Consider the following 14654-nt stretch of genomic DNA (forward strand, 5'->3'; position numbering starts at 1 on the left):
ACCCCACCCCTCTCCCACAGGGAGAGGGAGGAAATGGGATTTACCCTTCGTGCAGCCCGCACTCGCGCTTCAGCCCAAAGAATCGCGTCTCTTCTTCCGCCATTCCTGGTTCCCATTTGCGCGTGGTGTGGGTATCCCCCACCGACAAATAGCCCTGGTCCCACAGCGGATGGTACTTCAGCCCGTGTTTTTGCAGGTACTGGTACACGGTGCGGTTATCCCAGTCGATGATCGGCAGCACTTTGAACACGCCGCGTTGAACCGCCAGCACCGGTAGCGTAGCGCGGCTTCCCGACTGCTCGCGGCGCAGACCCGCAAACCAGGTCTGAGCCTTCAGCTCTTTCAGCGCGCGGTTCATCGGCTCGACTTTGTTGATCTCATTGTATTTCTCAATGCCCTCAACGCCCTGCTCCCACAGCTTGCCGTAGCGTGCCTCCTGCCAGGCCGCACTTTCCGTCGCGCGGTAGACTTTCAGGTTCAGCTTGAGCTTGTCCGTGAGCTCATCGATAAACTGGTAGGTTTCCGGGAACAGGTAGCCGGTATCGGTGAGGATCACCGGAATGTCCGGGCTGATCTGATTCACCAGATGCAGGCTGACCGCCGCCTGAATACCAAAGCTCGACGACAGCACATAGTCTCCCGGCAGGTTTTCCAGCGCCCACGCCACGCGCCCTTCGGCGTCCAGCTTTTCCAGTTGAGCGTTGGTTTCTGCCAGCGCCAGAATGCGTTCGACTTTTGGCAGGTCATTAAGGGCGTTTAGATCGAGTACGGACATAATTACCTCTCGTGGTTACTCCCAGAAATCCCGTGCGGGATCGAGTACCGGGCGAATGATGCCCGCACGCACCGTAAAGTCGCCGAAGCCTTCACCCGCTTCGCGCTCTTTCGCCCAGCGCCCGACAAGCTCGTCGATGGAATCGAGAATTTCCGGTTCCGTAATATTTTCACGGTACATACGCGGAATGCGCGTCCCCATACGATTGCCGCCAAGGTGCACGTTGTAACGACCCGGCGCTTTGCCAACCAGTCCCAGCTCGGCCAGCATTGCACGACCGCAGCCGTTCGGGCAGCCGGTAACGCGCATCACGATATGCTCGTCCGGAATACCGTGTTTTTCCAGAATCGCTTCTACCTTGTCAGTAAATGACGGCAGGAAACGTTCCGCTTCGGCCATCGCCAGCGGGCAGGTCGGGAACGACACGCAGGCCATCGAGTTTTCACGCTGCGGTTTAACCGCATTCATCAACCCATGATCGCGCGCCAGCTTCTCGATTTTAGCCTTCTGGCTCTCCGGCACGCCGGCAATGATGAGATTCTGGTTGGCGGTAATGCGGAACTCACCTTTATGGATCTTAGCAATTTCCAGCAGACCGGTTTTCAACGGGCGGCCCGGATAATCCAGAATACGACCGTTTTCAATAAACAGCGTCAGGTGCCATTTATTGTCGATACCTTTCACCCAGCCAATGCGATCGCCGCGACCGGTGAATTCGTAAGGGCGGATCGGCTCAAACTTGATGCCTGCGCGACGCTCCACTTCCTCTTTGAACGTCTCTACGCCCACGCGCTCCAGGGTGTATTTGGTTTTCGCGTTTTTACGGTCGGTACGGTTACCCCAGTCGCGCTGAGTAGTCACTACCGCTTCCGCCACGGCCAGCGTGTGCTCCAGCGGCAGGAAGCCGAACTCGCTCGCGGTGCGGGCATAGGTTTTCTTGTTACCGTGCTCAATGGACAGGCCGCCGCCCACCAGCAGGTTAACGCCAATCAGCTTGCCGTTTTCGGCAATTGCCACGAAGTTCATGTCGTTGGCGTGCAGGTCGATATCGTTCTGCGGCGGGATCACGACAGTAGTTTTAAACTTACGCGGCAGATAGGTCTGGCCAAGGATCGGTTCTTCGTCCGTGGTCGCGACTTTTTCCTGATCGAGCCAAATCTCTGCGTAGGCGCGGGTGCGCGGCAGCAGGTGCTCAGAGATCTTCTTCGCCCACTCATACGCTTCGGCGTGCAGCTCGGACTCATACGGGTTCGAGGTGCAAAGCACGTTACGGTTCATGTCGTTGGCGGTTGCCAGCGCGTCCAGCCCGACCGAGTGCAGCATCTGGTGCACCGGCTTCACGTTCTTCTTCAGAATGCCGTGGAACTGGAAGGTCTGACGGTTGGTCAGGCGGATGCTGCCGTAAATCGTGTTTTCACCCGCGAACTTATCGATGGCCTGCCACTGTTTGGTGGTGATCACACCGCCCGGCAAACGGCAGCGCAGCAGCATCGCGTGACGCGGCTCCAGCTTCTGTTCTGCACGCTCGGCGCGGATGTCGCGGTCGTCCTGCTGATACATACCGTGGAAGCGGATCAGCAGGAAGTTGTCGCCTTTGAAACCGCCGGTCAGACCGTCATTCAAATCTTCGGCAATGGTACCGCGCAGGTAGTTGCTCTCTACCTTCATGCGCTCGGCATCAGTCAGTTTGCCTTCGACCACCAGTGGGCCGGGATGTTTTTCGCTCATTAGTAGACATCTCGCTGATAACGGCGCTCTACGCGCAGCTCACTTAAAAATTCATCCGCCGTTTCGGCATCCATACCGCCGAATTCGGCAATCACTTCCAGCAGTGCCTGCTCAACGTCCTTCGCCATGCGATTGGCGTCGCCGCAGACATAAATGTGGGCACCGTCATTGATCCAGCGCCACAGCTCTGCGCCCTGTTCGCGCAGTTTGTCTTGTACGTATACTTTTTCTTTCTGGTCGCGGGACCAGGCCAGATCGATGCGGGTCAGTACGCCTTCTTTAACATAGCGCTGCCATTCAACCTGGTAGAGGAAATCTTCGGTAAAGTGCGGGTTGCCGAAGAACAGCCAGTTTTTACCCGACGCTTCATCTGCCGCGCGCTGCTGCATAAAGGCGCGGAACGGCGCAATGCCGGTGCCTGGGCCAATCATGATGACCGGCGTTTCCGGGTTCGCAGGCAGGCGGAAGTTGTCATTGTGCTCAATGAAGACGCGCACTTCGCCCTCTTCTTCCACGCGGTCCGCCAGGAAACTTGATGCCCCACCCGCGCGGGCGCGGCCTTCGATGTCGTAGCGCACCACGCCGACGGTAACATGCACTTCGCTCTCCACTTCGGCCTGCGAAGAGGCGATGGAGTACAGGCGCGGGGTCAGCGGACGCAGCAGGCCGATCAGCGCATCGGCATCCAGCTGAGCCGGAGAGAAACGCACCATATCGACAATTGGCGTCGTCGCGGCGTAATGCTGCAGTTTCGCTTTGTCGCCCACCAGCGGCAGCAAGGATTCGCTGCGCGTTAAGGTGGCGTAATTTTCGACGATATTCGGGGTGTTCACCGTCAGCTCGAAATGCCACTGCAGCGCGTCTGAAAGCGGCTGGGTTTTGCCGTCAATGGTGACAGGCTCGTCACCCTTCAGCCACAGCAGCTCAACCAGCTCTTTCACCAGCGCCGGATCGTTCTGATACCAGATACCCAGCGCGTCGCCCGGCTGGTAGCGCAGGCCAGAGTCGCCGAGATCGATCTCGATATGGCGCACGTCTTTTTCCGAGTCGCGGCCGGTAATTTTCTGATTCACCGCCAGGCTTGCCGTCAGCGGTGCCTCTTTGGTGTACGGGCTGGTGTGAATGTCGTTGACGGCACCCGTTGCGGTGAAGGCGGCCTGCGCCGAGGTCTCTTTCGGCACGCGGGCTTTCAGCACCTCAACAATGCGGGCACGCCATTCCGCGGCGGCGGTCTGGTACTCGACATCCGCGTCAACGCGGTCCAGCAGGCGATCCGCGCCCAGCTCCGCCAGCTTGCTGTCGAAGTCTTTACCGGACTGGCAGAAGAATTCATAGGAAGTATCGCCAAGGCCGAACACGGCAAAAGCCGTGCCGTCCAGCTTCGGCGCTTTCTTCGAGAACAGGAACTTGTGCAGCGCCACCGCTTCTTCAGCGGGTTCACCTTCGCCCTGCGTTGAGGCCACAACCACCAGCAGTTTTTCTGACGCGATTTGTTTAAATTTATAATCCCCGGCGTTGACCAGGTTCACGTTCAGTTTAGCGGCGAGCAGGTCATCACGCAGCGCTTCGGCCACGCGGCGGGCGTTACCCGTTTGCGAGGCGGAAATGAGCGTAATGGCAGGAATTTCAACGGCCGTTGCCGGTACACCCGCCACAGCGCCAGGCTGCTGATTGAGCATTCCCCAGAAATAACCGGAGACCCAGGCAAGCTGAGTGGGAGAAAAATCAGAGGTGGCAGCCTGAAGGCGCGCCAGTTGCTCCGGGTTCAGGGGAAGCAAATTTGAAGGTGGGGCCTGTGTTGTCATGCGTCGTTATGTTCCAGTAGCCAAGCGGACTTTAAGCGAATAAATCCAAACTGAAGATAAGGTTAACGGCGAGGATAATAACAATTAAAGAAGGGATGGAAATAATAAATAACCAAATGGACTAACCTGTTTTACTTATCGTTCTTAACAGTAAAAGCGATTAATTAACCTATTGAAATGTAATACGAAAATTAACAAAAAAAAGGGCATATCGCTGCTCCGTACCTATTGAGCCGTTTTAGTTAATGCTAAAAATTGTGCTTTCCGGTACTATGCGGCGGTTTTTTCCGCATTACTGAGAGCGATCATGTCCACCACACTGTTTAAAGATTTCACCTTCGAAGCCGCCCATCACCTTCCGCATGTCCCTGAAGGGCATAAATGTGGCCGCCTGCACGGACACTCGTTTATGGTGCGTCTTGAGATCACCGGTGAAGTCGATCCGCATACCGGTTGGATCATGGATTTTGCCGAGCTGAAGGCCGCGTTTAAGCCGACCTACGATCGTCTGGATCACTACTATCTGAATGATATTCCTGGCCTTGAAAACCCGACCAGCGAAGTGCTGGCAAAATGGATTTGGGATCAGATGAAGCCGCTGGTGCCGCTGCTGAGCGCGGTGATGATCAAAGAGACCTGCACGGCAGGCTGCGTGTATCGCGGGGAGTGATGCTTGCCGGGTGGCGCTAACGCTTACCCGGCCTATAAGAGCCTCGAACCCTAGGCCCGGTTAGCGCTAGCGCCACCGGGCTTTTTTTATGCAATATTTAGATACTTGTGCGTTTGCATCGACAGGCGCCAGTTACGTGCAATACAGGTTTCAATGCACAGGCGCGTCGCGTCGTCTTTCTGACTGATCGGCTGTAGCGCAATGACGCGCTGCTTTTCATCGGTCAGCGTTGCCAGCAGTTCATCCAGCGCTTCGATATCACGTACGCGCCCTACCGGGTGCTTAATCTCATCCGCCCGTTCCAGTGCCTGAGACAGCACGTCATACCCGCCGCGCATATTCACTTTTGGCGATACCGTCACCCAGGTGGTGTGTGAACAGCGCACTTCATGGGTGCCGCTGGTTTCAATCTGGCAGCTGTAGCCGTTCTTTTCGAGCAGCTCGGTCAGCGGCGTCAGATCGTGGATGCAGGGTTCACCGCCGGTGATCACCACGTGGCGCGCCGTCCAGCCCTGACGACCAATAATGGCCAGCAGATCTTCTGGACTGCCCGCGCCCCACTTATCGCTCTCTTTGGTTTTCGCCAGTATGCTAAACAGCGACACTTCCCGATCTGCGAGCTTATCCCACGTATGTTTGGTATCACACCAGGCACAGCCAACCGGGCATCCCTGTAAACGAATGAAAATAGCGGGAACGCCGGTAAAGTAACCCTCGCCTTGCAGGGTCTGGAACATCTCGTTAATCGGGTACTGCATAGTCATCTCAGTAAAGGGGATAAACGATAAGTATCGCAGATCCCCGCCGGATGGTCATGCTCCATCGGTGCTTTGCGCGCCAATCGCCGCCATAAAACGCTCGGTAATTTGCTGTGGACGGGTGATTGCGCCGCCGACAACAACCGTATGCGCGCCCAGCGCCAGGCATCTGGCCGCGCGTTCAGGGGTATCCACGTTGCCTTCGGCAACCACGGGAACCGTCACGGCAGCCAGCACTGCCTTCAGGAACTCGCAGTCATTCTCAGGAAGCGAATGACCCGCCGTTTCCGCCGTATAGCCGTAAAGCGTGGTGCCGACGCAGTCAAAGCCAAGCGCCTGCGCCGTCACGGCTTCACCCACGGTGGCGATATCCGCCATCAGCAGTACCGCGGGATACCGTGAGCGGATGCGCGTGACCAGCGTTTCCAGGGATTCCCCACCGGGGCGCTCCCGCGCCGTCGCATCAAGCGCTATGATTTCCGGCGAGACGGTCATCAGCTCATCCACCTCTTTCATCGTGGCGGTGATAAACACCTCGCTTTCCGGGTAATCCCGTTTGATGATGCCGATAACAGGCAAAGAGACCTGCTGCTTAATGGCCTCAATATCTACCACGCTGTTGGCACGAATGGCGGCGGCCCCGCCCTGCGCCGCCGCCAGCGCCATCCGCGACATAATAAACGGGCTGTGCAGCGGTTCATTCTCAAGCGCCTGACAGGAGACGACCAGTTTTCCCTTCAGGTTATCCAGTACAGTTTTCATTACGATAAGATCTCTTCCACTTCGTTTTTGATAATCGTGACGTGCGGGCCATAAATGACCTGAACACCGTTACCGCGCACGATAACGCCGCGCGCGCCGGTGGCTTTCAGCGCCGCGTCATTCACTTTGCTGCCGTCCTTCACCGTGACGCGAAGACGCGTAGCGCAGCAGTCCACCTCTTCCAGATTCTCTTTTCCGCCTAATCCAGCGATCACCGCAACGGCGCGCTCGCTCTGCGAAAAAGTCACTTCATTGGCCATCGCCTCCTTTTCCCGACCCGGCGTGGCAAAATCGAAGCGGTTAATCAGGTAGCGGAAGGTGAAGTAATAAAGGAAGAACCACGGCACGCCGACCAGCGGAACGAACATCCAGCTGGTTTTGGCCCCCCCCTGCAAAATGCCGAACAGCACGAAGTCAATAAAACCGCCCGAGAAGGTTTGTCCGATGGTGATATGCAGCATGTGTGCGAGCATGAACGCCAGCCCGTCAAACAGCGCATGAATGACGTAAAGTACCGGCGCAATAAACAGGAAGGAGAACTCGATAGGCTCGGTAATCCCGGCCAGGAACGAGGTTAACGCCGCAGAGAGCAGCAGCCCGGCAACGCGCCTTTTATTCTCTGGTTTTGCCGTGTGGTACATCGCCAGACAGGCGCCGAGCAGGCCAAACATCATCGTAATGAAGCGCCCGGACATGAATCGTGACGTGCCTTCGTAAAACTGACGCGTGGTGGGATCGGCCAGCTGGGCGAAGAAGATCCGCTGTGTGCCCTCAACCAAGTGACCGTTGACAATCTCACTGCCGCCGAGCGCGGTGGTCCAGAACGGCAGATAGAAAATGTGGTGCAAACCAAACGGGCCCAGCATGCGTAAAATGAAGCCGTACAGCAGAGTGCCCAGATAGCCGGTGGCATCCACCAGCCCGCCGAGACCAAAAATCAGTTTCTGGAAATGCGGCCAAACCACGGTCATGAGCGCGCCGACGAGTATCGCGGCCAGCGAGCTGATTATGGGGACAAAGCGCGAGCCGCCAAAGAAGCCGAGGAACTGCGGAAGCGCAATTTTATTAAACCGATGATGGAGCGTGCAGGTCACCAGACCAATCACCACGCCGCCAAACACGCCGGTTTCCAGCGTCTGAATCCCCAGCGTCATGCCCTGCCCCACGGCACCCGGGTTCGCGTGCGCCAGTTTGCCGGTGAGGATCAGCAGCGCGTTGATGGTGGCATTCATCACCAGAAACGCGAGAAGCGCCGCCAGCCCAGCCGTGCCCTTATCGCTTTTTGCCAACCCGACGGCAACCCCAACCGCAAACAACACCGAGAGGTTCGCAAACACAATTGAACCGGCACTGCTCATGATAGTGAAAATGGCCTGAAGCCAGCCCACATCTAAAAACGGATAAGCCGCCAGCGTATTCGGATTCGATAACGCACCGCCTATCCCCAGCAGCAGACCCGCCGCGGGCAACACGGCGATGGGCAACATAAAGGACTTACCAAAGCGCTGCGCTTTTTCAAACCATCCCCCCGAAGAAGCGCCACTGAACATTTGCATCATTTTTTTCATCTCCCCATTAAACGATGAAAATTTTTACCATATAAATAATACATAGTGAAAATTATCATCAAAAACCAGGAAGCCGATCATACTTTTTCAAAATGACTGGCATCTTTCCCCTCCTTTCCGCCACACTAGACGCAGCGAAACACATTAAGGACGTGGCATGTCGGACCATGAAAATCTGCTGCTGAAGCTCCGCCAGGAGGCTTCCGGGTATAGCCCAACGCAACAAAAACTCGGCGAGTTTGTCCTCAGCGATCCTGCCCGGGTGCTCTACCTGACGATCACTGAACTGGCGCGCGAGAGCCACACCAGCGAGGCCAGCGTCACGCGCCTTTGCCGGACGCTGGGCTGCAAGGGCTATAACGAATTTAAAATGGCGCTTGCGCTGGATATACAACAGGGTCAGCCCGCGCGTCAGGCGGGGGATGAGATTGATAACGTCGTGGATGAGTCGGTGCAGGCTTTGCAGGATACCGCCAGACTCCTCGACCGCACGCTGCTTGAAAAGGCGGCGCTGGCGCTGCATCAGGCCCAATCCGTGCAGATTTATGGCGTTGCGGCCAGCGCCATCCTCGGGGAGTATCTGCATTACAAACTGTTGCGGCTGGGCAAACCTGCACAGCTGTTTAGCGATATGCACCGCGCGGCCATGAATGCGACAACGCTTTCGAAAGAGACACTGGTTGTGGCCATCTCCAGTTCGGGTTCAACGCGGGATTTACTCCACGTGGTGAAACTTGCCCGCAAGCGCGGCGTTAAGGTTCTGGCACTCAGCAATACACCCCGCAGCCCGCTGGCGTCTCTGAGCGACATGCAGCTGGTTGCCGCCAAACCAGAAGGTCCCCTTAGCGCAGGCGCACTCAATGCTAAGGTTGGGGTGATGCTGCTGGTCGAGCTGCTGACCACGTCCATGATTGCGCTCGATGGTCATTACGGCGACGTTAGCCAACAAACAGCCAGCGCCACACTTCCCCTGTTACTCTAAAAAACCTTCGCAGGCTAAATAAAACAGCCTGCGATTTATGCCATCTGCTTTTAGTTAAGCGGTGCTTAAATCATTTATTTGGTAAATGTTTGGTGTAACAAATTATTATATTTCTTACATTTTTAATCACGTTTTCCATTCAAGCACCACCCACAAAAAACATTAAATTCAATAGGTTAAAAATTAAATTTTAATAGAGTGAATTTTTACCCTTCCACTAATGTCGAATATATCCACCCGATTTCCTTTCCTTAAAATAAACTTAAGATACTGTCGGTTTCGGCGATTTATTATTTAAATGCCGTTTACTTTTGCGCGCCTACAATCCGCCTCATCAATCATAATGAGACGGTATTAATGAAGATGTTATTGATTACAGGCGTGACCGGATTTCTGGGTGGTGCAGTTCTTGAAAAAATCCTGACCAACGACCAATCCGTAGAACTCCTTTTGCTTGCACGTGCTGGCGATCCGCAGAGCGGGCTGGAGCGCGTGCTGGAGAATATGCGCAAGTTCAACGTGCCTGAGGACAAACTGGCCTCCCTGAATGTGGATAATATCCTGACTGGCGACCTCAGCCAGCCTGAAGCCTTTCTGAGCGATCCCCGTCTGGATCGCGTCACGCATGTCGTTAACTGTGCGGCTGTCGCCTCATTTGGTAATAACCCGCTGATCTGGAAAGTCAACGTTGAAGGTACGCTCGCGCTGGCGCGCCGTATGGAGCAGGTCACAGGACTGCAGCGTTTCCTCCACGTCGGCACCGCAATGTCATGCACGCCGGAGCAGGATTCACTGGTCGCCGAAAGCGCTGAATTAAGAGAGAATGCTGAACACCTGGTGGAATACACGTTTTCGAAGTCAACCATCGAACAGCTGATGCGCCAGGAGTGTCCGAACCTGCCGCTGCTCATCGCCCGTCCGTCCATTGTTGTCGGCCATACCCGTCATGGCTGCACGCCGTCGAGCAGCATTTTCTGGGTCTTTAGCATGGGCCTGATGCTGCAGAAGTTTATGTGCTCAATGGAGGACCGAATCGACGTTGTTCCGGTGGATTATTGCGCCGACGCGATGTTAATGCTGCTCAACAGCAACGTTCGTCCGGGGGAAGTGGTACATATTTCTGCGGGAGAAGAGAACAGCGTTCGCTTTGCAGATATCGATCGGGCAATGGCGCTGGCACTGGAGAAAGCCCCCGTCGGTGATAAATATGCGCAGGTCAGCTACGAAACGCTGGTCAGAATGCGCCGCGAGTTAAAACATATTTTTGGCCCGTGCAACGAACGTCTGATGCTGAAAGCCATGCGTTTATACGGTGCGTTTGCCACGCTTAACGTGCGCTTCAGCAACGATAAGCTGCTTAGCATGGGGATGCCAAAGCCACCGCGGTTTACGGATTACATCGCCCGCTGCGTGCAAACCACCCAGGGGTTGACCATTCCGGAGCAAATGGCGGTTGATTTTAAATAGCCAAAAAAAATGCCAGTCATTCGACTGGCATTTTCATTTTAAGGCTTAAGCAATTATGCCTGGCCTTTGATCTCTTTCAGACCGTTGTATGGTGCTTTTTCGCCCAGTGCTTCTTCGATACGAATCAGCTGGTTGTATTTAGCAACACGGTCAGAACGGCTCATAGAACCAGTTTTGATCTGGCCTGCAGCGGTACCCACAGCCAGGTCAGCAATGGTAGCGTCTTCAGTTTCGCCAGAACGGTGAGAGATAACAGCGGTGTAGCCAGCGTCTTTCGCCATTTTGATCGCAGCCAGAGTTTCGGTCAGAGAACCGATCTGGTTGAATTTGATCAGGATGGAGTTAACGATGCCTTTCTCGATGCCTTCTTTCAGGATCTTGGTGTTGGTTACGAACAGATCGTCACCAACCAGCTGGATTTTGTCGCCCAGTACTTTGGTCTGGTATGCGAAGCCAGCCCAGTCAGACTCGTCCAGACCGTCTTCGATAGACACGATTGGGTACTGTTTGGTCAGGTCTTCCAGGAAGTGAGTAAACTCTTCGGAGGTGAATGCTTTGTTGCCTTCGCCAGCCAGAACGTATTTACCGTCTTTGTAGAATTCAGATGCTGCACAGTCCATCGCCAGGGTGATGTCTTTGCCCAGCTCGTAGCCTGCTGCTTTAACTGCTTCAGCGATTACAGCCAGAGCTTCTGCGTTAGAACCCAGGTTTGGCGCATAGCCACCTTCGTCACCAACAGCAGTGTTCATACCTTTAGCTTTCAGAACTTTAGCCAGGTTGTGGAACACTTCAGAACCCATACGTACTGCTTCTTTCAGGGATTTCGCGCCAACTGGCTGAATCATGAATTCCTGAATATCAACGTTGTTGTCTGCGTGCTCACCACCGTTGATGATGTTCATCATTGGTACAGGCATGGAGTATTTGCCTGGGGTGCCGTTCAGTTCAGCGATGTGCTCGAACAGTGGCTGGCCTTTCGCTGCTGCTGCTGCTTTGGCGTTAGCCAGGGAAACAGCCAGGATTGCGTTCGCACCGAAGTTAGATTTGTTTTCAGTACCGTCCAGATCGATCATGATCTTGTCGATGCCAGCCTGGTCTTTGGCGTCTTTGCCAAGGATTGCCTGAGCAATAGGACCGTTTACAGCGCCAACCGCTTTCAGTACGCCTTTGCCCAGGAAGCGGGATTTGTCGCCATCGCGCAGTTCCAGCGCTTCGCGGGAACCAGTAGAAGCACCTGATGGAGCAGCAGCCATACCAACGAAACCACCTTCCAGGTGAACTTCCGCTTCAACGGTCGGGTTACCACGGGAGTCGATGATTTCACGACCGATGACTTTAACGATTTTGGACATTAGATTTTCCTCAGTACAAGTTAAACTAAAACTCCAGACAAACAACGCGTACCAGAGGTACGCGTTGCCGTTCTAACTTTTTTTACTTCGCCTGACGCTTCTGGTAATCGCTGGCGGCCTTCACGAAGCCTGCAAACAGCGGATGCCCGTCGCGCGGCGTAGAAGTAAATTCCGGGTGGAATTGGCAGGCAACGAACCATGGATGGTTAGGCACCTCGATGATCTCGACTAACTGATCATCCCCGGAACGGCCCGCAACACGCAGACCCGCAGCTTCAATCGGTTTCAACAACATGTTGTTGACTTCATAGCGGTGACGATGGCGCTCGGTGATGGTTGGCTCGCCATACAGCTTGCGAACCACGCTATCGTCGGACAGCTGGCAGGCCTGTGCGCCAAGACGCATAGTGCCACCCAGATCGCTCTTCTCGGTACGGACTTCGACGTTACCTTCTTCGTCGCGCCATTCAGTGATAAGCGCCACTACAGGGTACTTACAGTCTGGCACAAATTCCGTAGAGTTCGCGTTTTCCATTCCCGCTACGTTGCGCGCAAATTCGATCAGCGCAACCTGCATACCCAGGCAGATGCCGAGGTATGGAATATTGTTTTCACGCGCATAGCGCGCGGTGGCGATCTTGCCTTCTACACCACGGTAGCCGAAGCCGCCCGGGATGAGAATCGCATCCAGATCTTTCAGAATTTCGACGCCACGCGTTTCAACATCCTGCGAGTCAATCAGCTTGATGTTCACGGAGACGCGGTTCTTCAGACCACCGTGCTTCAGCGCTTCGATGACTGACTTATAGGCGTCCGGCAGTTCAATGTACTTGCCGACCATACCGATAGTCACTTCACCAGCCGGATTGGCTTCTTCGTAAATAACCTGTTCCCATTCAGACAGGTTAGCTTCCGGACAGTTCAAGCTGAATCGTTTACAAATATAATCGTCCAGGCCCTGTGATTTCAACAGGCCCGGGATTTTATAAATGGAATCGACGTCTTTCATTGAAATAACGGCTTTTTCAGGCACGTTACAGAACAATGCAATTTTCGCACGTTCGTTCGCTGGAACCGCGCGATCGGAGCGGCAAACCAGGATGTCTGGCTGAATACCGATGGAGAGCAGTTCTTTTACTGAGTGCTGAGTCGGCTTGGTTTTCACTTCACCTGCGGCGGCCATGTACGGCACCAGGGTCAGGTGCATGAACAGCGCGTGCTCACGACCAATATCGACAGCCAGCTGACGAATCGCTTCAAGGAATGGCAGGGATTCGATATCACCTACGGTTCCGCCGATTTCGACCAGCACCACGTCGTGGCCTTCGCCGCCCGCAACGATGCGTTCTTTGATTGCGTTAGTGATGTGTGGGATAACCTGAACAGTTGCCCCCAGGTAGTCACCGCGGCGCTCTTTACGCAGAACGTCTGAGTAGATGCGGCCAGTCGTGAAGTTGTTACGACGGGTCATTTTGGTGCGGATGAAACGCTCGTAGTGGCCAAGATCCAGATCGGTTTCAGCGCCGTCTTCAGTAACGAACACTTCCCCGTGTTGGATTGGGCTCATGGTGCCCGGATCGACGTTGATGTACGGATCCAGTTTCATCATGGTCACATTGAGGCCACGGGCTTCAAGAATGGCTGCGAGGGAGGCTGCGGCAATGCCTTTACCCAGAGAGGATACGACCCCGCCGGTCACAAAAATATAGTTCGTTGTCATGCTGAACCTGAGAAGTTAGGGTGAAACGATGGAATAACCAGGACGGGAAAGTAGTATACCCGAACACGGCGAGCGCCACAAACTTTCATTCTCCGTCTCCATTCCAGGCCATGACAAACATAAGGAGTGAGAAAATAGCCCCTTTTGGGTAAATGTTTTTGACGCAAATCAAGCGCTTGTCATTTAAAAAATCACACAAATTGCGCTTGATCGCAAAATCTCGTTAGAGATCATGTTCCTGGCGTTTTACTTCCTGCCAGACTTCTTCCATGGCTTCGAGGCCGATTCCGGTCATTTCCAGGCCGCGTGAGGCCACAATCCGCTCAACTTCGCGAAAGCGTCGCTCGAACTTAATGTTGGCTTTTTGCAGGGCGGTTTCCGCTTTTACACCCAAATGGCGCGAAAGATTGACGGTCGCGAAAAGCAGGTCGCCCATCTCCTCTTCCAGCTTTGCTTCATCCACAACCGCCTGCTGCGCTTCATGCATCACCTCGTCGATCTCTTCATGCACTTTATCCAGCACCGGCCCCAGGGAGTCCCAGTCAAAACCCACGGCAGAGCAGCGTTTCTGAATTTTATGCGCGCGCATCAGCGCGGGCAGGCTCATCGGAATATCATCCAGCGCCGAGTGCTGGGATTTTTCGGCCCGCTCGGCGCTTTTTATCTGCTCCCAGCGAGCCAGCACTTCCGCGCTGTTGCCTGCGGTGGCATCGCCAAAAATATGCGGATGGCGGCGCTCCAGCTTGTCGCTGATGGCAGCGCAGATGTCGTCAAAGTTAAAGCGCCGTTCTTCCTGCGCCATCTGGGCATAGAACACCACCTGGAATAACAGGTCGCCCAGCTCGCCGCGCAGGTCGTCAAAATCCTCGCGCGAAATGGCGTCCAGCACTTCATAGGTTTCTTCAAGGGTGTACGGGGCGATGGTCGCGAAAGTCTGCTCCTTGTCCCACGGGCAGCCGTTTTCCGGGTCGCGCAGGCGTTTCATGATGCCGAGCAGGCGGTCGATTTGAGTCATAGTTCTGTCCTGATGAAAAAAATGCCGGGTGGCGACGAAGCCTTACCCGGCC

12 protein-coding genes are annotated in these 14654 nt (G+C 54.9%); 3 read left to right on the forward strand and 9 right to left on the reverse strand.

Annotated features, from left to right (window positions below; all coding sequences use genetic code 11):
* Positions 1–40: 40 nt before the first annotated feature.
* The 3 genes from cysH to cysJ are packed head-to-tail and all read right to left on the reverse strand — an operon-like array spanning position 41 to position 4308.
* Positions 41–775 carry a phosphoadenosine phosphosulfate reductase gene (gene cysH / locus ENTMO_RS0119225; protein ID WP_010434558.1) on the reverse strand — a complete coding sequence of 245 codons (735 nt, stop codon included), beginning with the start codon at positions 773–775 and terminating at the stop codon, positions 41–43.
* 15 nt (positions 776–790) lie between these two features.
* Complete coding sequence (cysI, locus tag ENTMO_RS0119230) at positions 791–2503, reverse strand: assimilatory sulfite reductase (NADPH) hemoprotein subunit (protein WP_010434563.1); 1713 nt, start codon at positions 2501–2503, stop codon at positions 791–793.
* A complete protein-coding gene (gene cysJ / locus ENTMO_RS0119235; protein ID WP_010434566.1) occupies positions 2503–4308 on the reverse strand; it encodes an NADPH-dependent assimilatory sulfite reductase flavoprotein subunit in 1806 nt (601 codons plus the stop codon). Before cysJ ends, cysI begins: the two co-directional genes overlap by 1 nt.
* A gap of 307 nt (positions 4309–4615) precedes the next feature.
* Here cysJ and queD point away from each other — a divergent pair, with 307 nt between their 5' ends.
* Positions 4616–4978: a 6-carboxytetrahydropterin synthase QueD gene (queD, locus tag ENTMO_RS0119240; protein ID WP_010434567.1), complete on the forward strand. Its 363-nt coding sequence runs from the start codon at positions 4616–4618 to the stop codon at positions 4976–4978.
* An 86-nt stretch (positions 4979–5064) separates the two neighbouring features.
* Here queD and queE read toward each other — a convergent pair whose 3' ends face one another.
* From queE to ENTMO_RS0119255, 3 genes are read right to left on the reverse strand one after another with little or no spacing between them, the layout of a single operon-like run.
* Positions 5065–5736 carry a 7-carboxy-7-deazaguanine synthase QueE gene (queE, locus tag ENTMO_RS0119245; RefSeq protein ID WP_010434572.1) on the reverse strand — a complete coding sequence of 224 codons (672 nt, stop codon included), beginning with the start codon at positions 5734–5736 and terminating at the stop codon, positions 5065–5067.
* A gap of 54 nt (positions 5737–5790) precedes the next feature.
* The gene (locus ENTMO_RS0119250; RefSeq protein ID WP_010434580.1) at positions 5791–6498 is read right to left on the reverse strand and encodes an N-acetylmannosamine-6-phosphate 2-epimerase; all 708 of its coding nucleotides are present in this window, start codon (positions 6496–6498) and stop codon (positions 5791–5793) included.
* Positions 6498–8057 (reverse strand): PTS transporter subunit EIIC, encoded by a 1560-nt coding sequence (locus tag ENTMO_RS0119255; protein ID WP_029485176.1) that lies wholly within the window; start codon positions 8055–8057, stop codon positions 6498–6500. The genes ENTMO_RS0119250 and ENTMO_RS0119255 overlap by 1 nt, the downstream gene beginning before the upstream one ends.
* A 166-nt stretch (positions 8058–8223) precedes the next feature.
* Between ENTMO_RS0119255 and ENTMO_RS0119260 the strand changes: the two genes are divergently transcribed.
* Positions 8224–9048 (forward strand): MurR/RpiR family transcriptional regulator, encoded by an 825-nt coding sequence (locus ENTMO_RS0119260; RefSeq protein WP_010434594.1) that lies wholly within the window; start codon positions 8224–8226, stop codon positions 9046–9048.
* A 357-nt stretch (positions 9049–9405) separates the two neighbouring features.
* Complete coding sequence (locus tag ENTMO_RS0119265; RefSeq protein ID WP_010434597.1) at positions 9406–10515, forward strand: SDR family oxidoreductase; 1110 nt, start codon at positions 9406–9408, stop codon at positions 10513–10515.
* A 53-nt stretch (positions 10516–10568) separates the two neighbouring features.
* Here the strand turns inward: ENTMO_RS0119265 and eno are convergent, their stop codons facing one another.
* From eno to mazG, 3 genes are all read right to left on the reverse strand, one after another.
* A complete protein-coding gene (gene eno / locus ENTMO_RS0119270) occupies positions 10569–11867 on the reverse strand; it encodes a phosphopyruvate hydratase (protein ID WP_010434599.1) in 1299 nt (432 codons plus the stop codon).
* Positions 11868–11949: 82 nt separating this feature from the next.
* Positions 11950–13587: a glutamine hydrolyzing CTP synthase gene (gene pyrG, locus ENTMO_RS0119275; RefSeq protein WP_010434601.1), complete on the reverse strand. Its 1638-nt coding sequence runs from the start codon at positions 13585–13587 to the stop codon at positions 11950–11952.
* A 223-nt stretch (positions 13588–13810) separates the two neighbouring features.
* Positions 13811–14602, reverse strand: a complete 792-nt coding sequence (mazG, locus tag ENTMO_RS0119280; RefSeq protein WP_010434602.1) for a nucleoside triphosphate pyrophosphohydrolase — start codon at positions 14600–14602, stop codon at positions 13811–13813.
* Positions 14603–14654: the final 52 nt, after the last annotated feature.

It is taken from the genome of Enterobacter mori LMG 25706, from assembly GCF_000211415.1.
GTDB lineage: Bacteria > Pseudomonadota > Gammaproteobacteria > Enterobacterales > Enterobacteriaceae > Enterobacter > Enterobacter mori.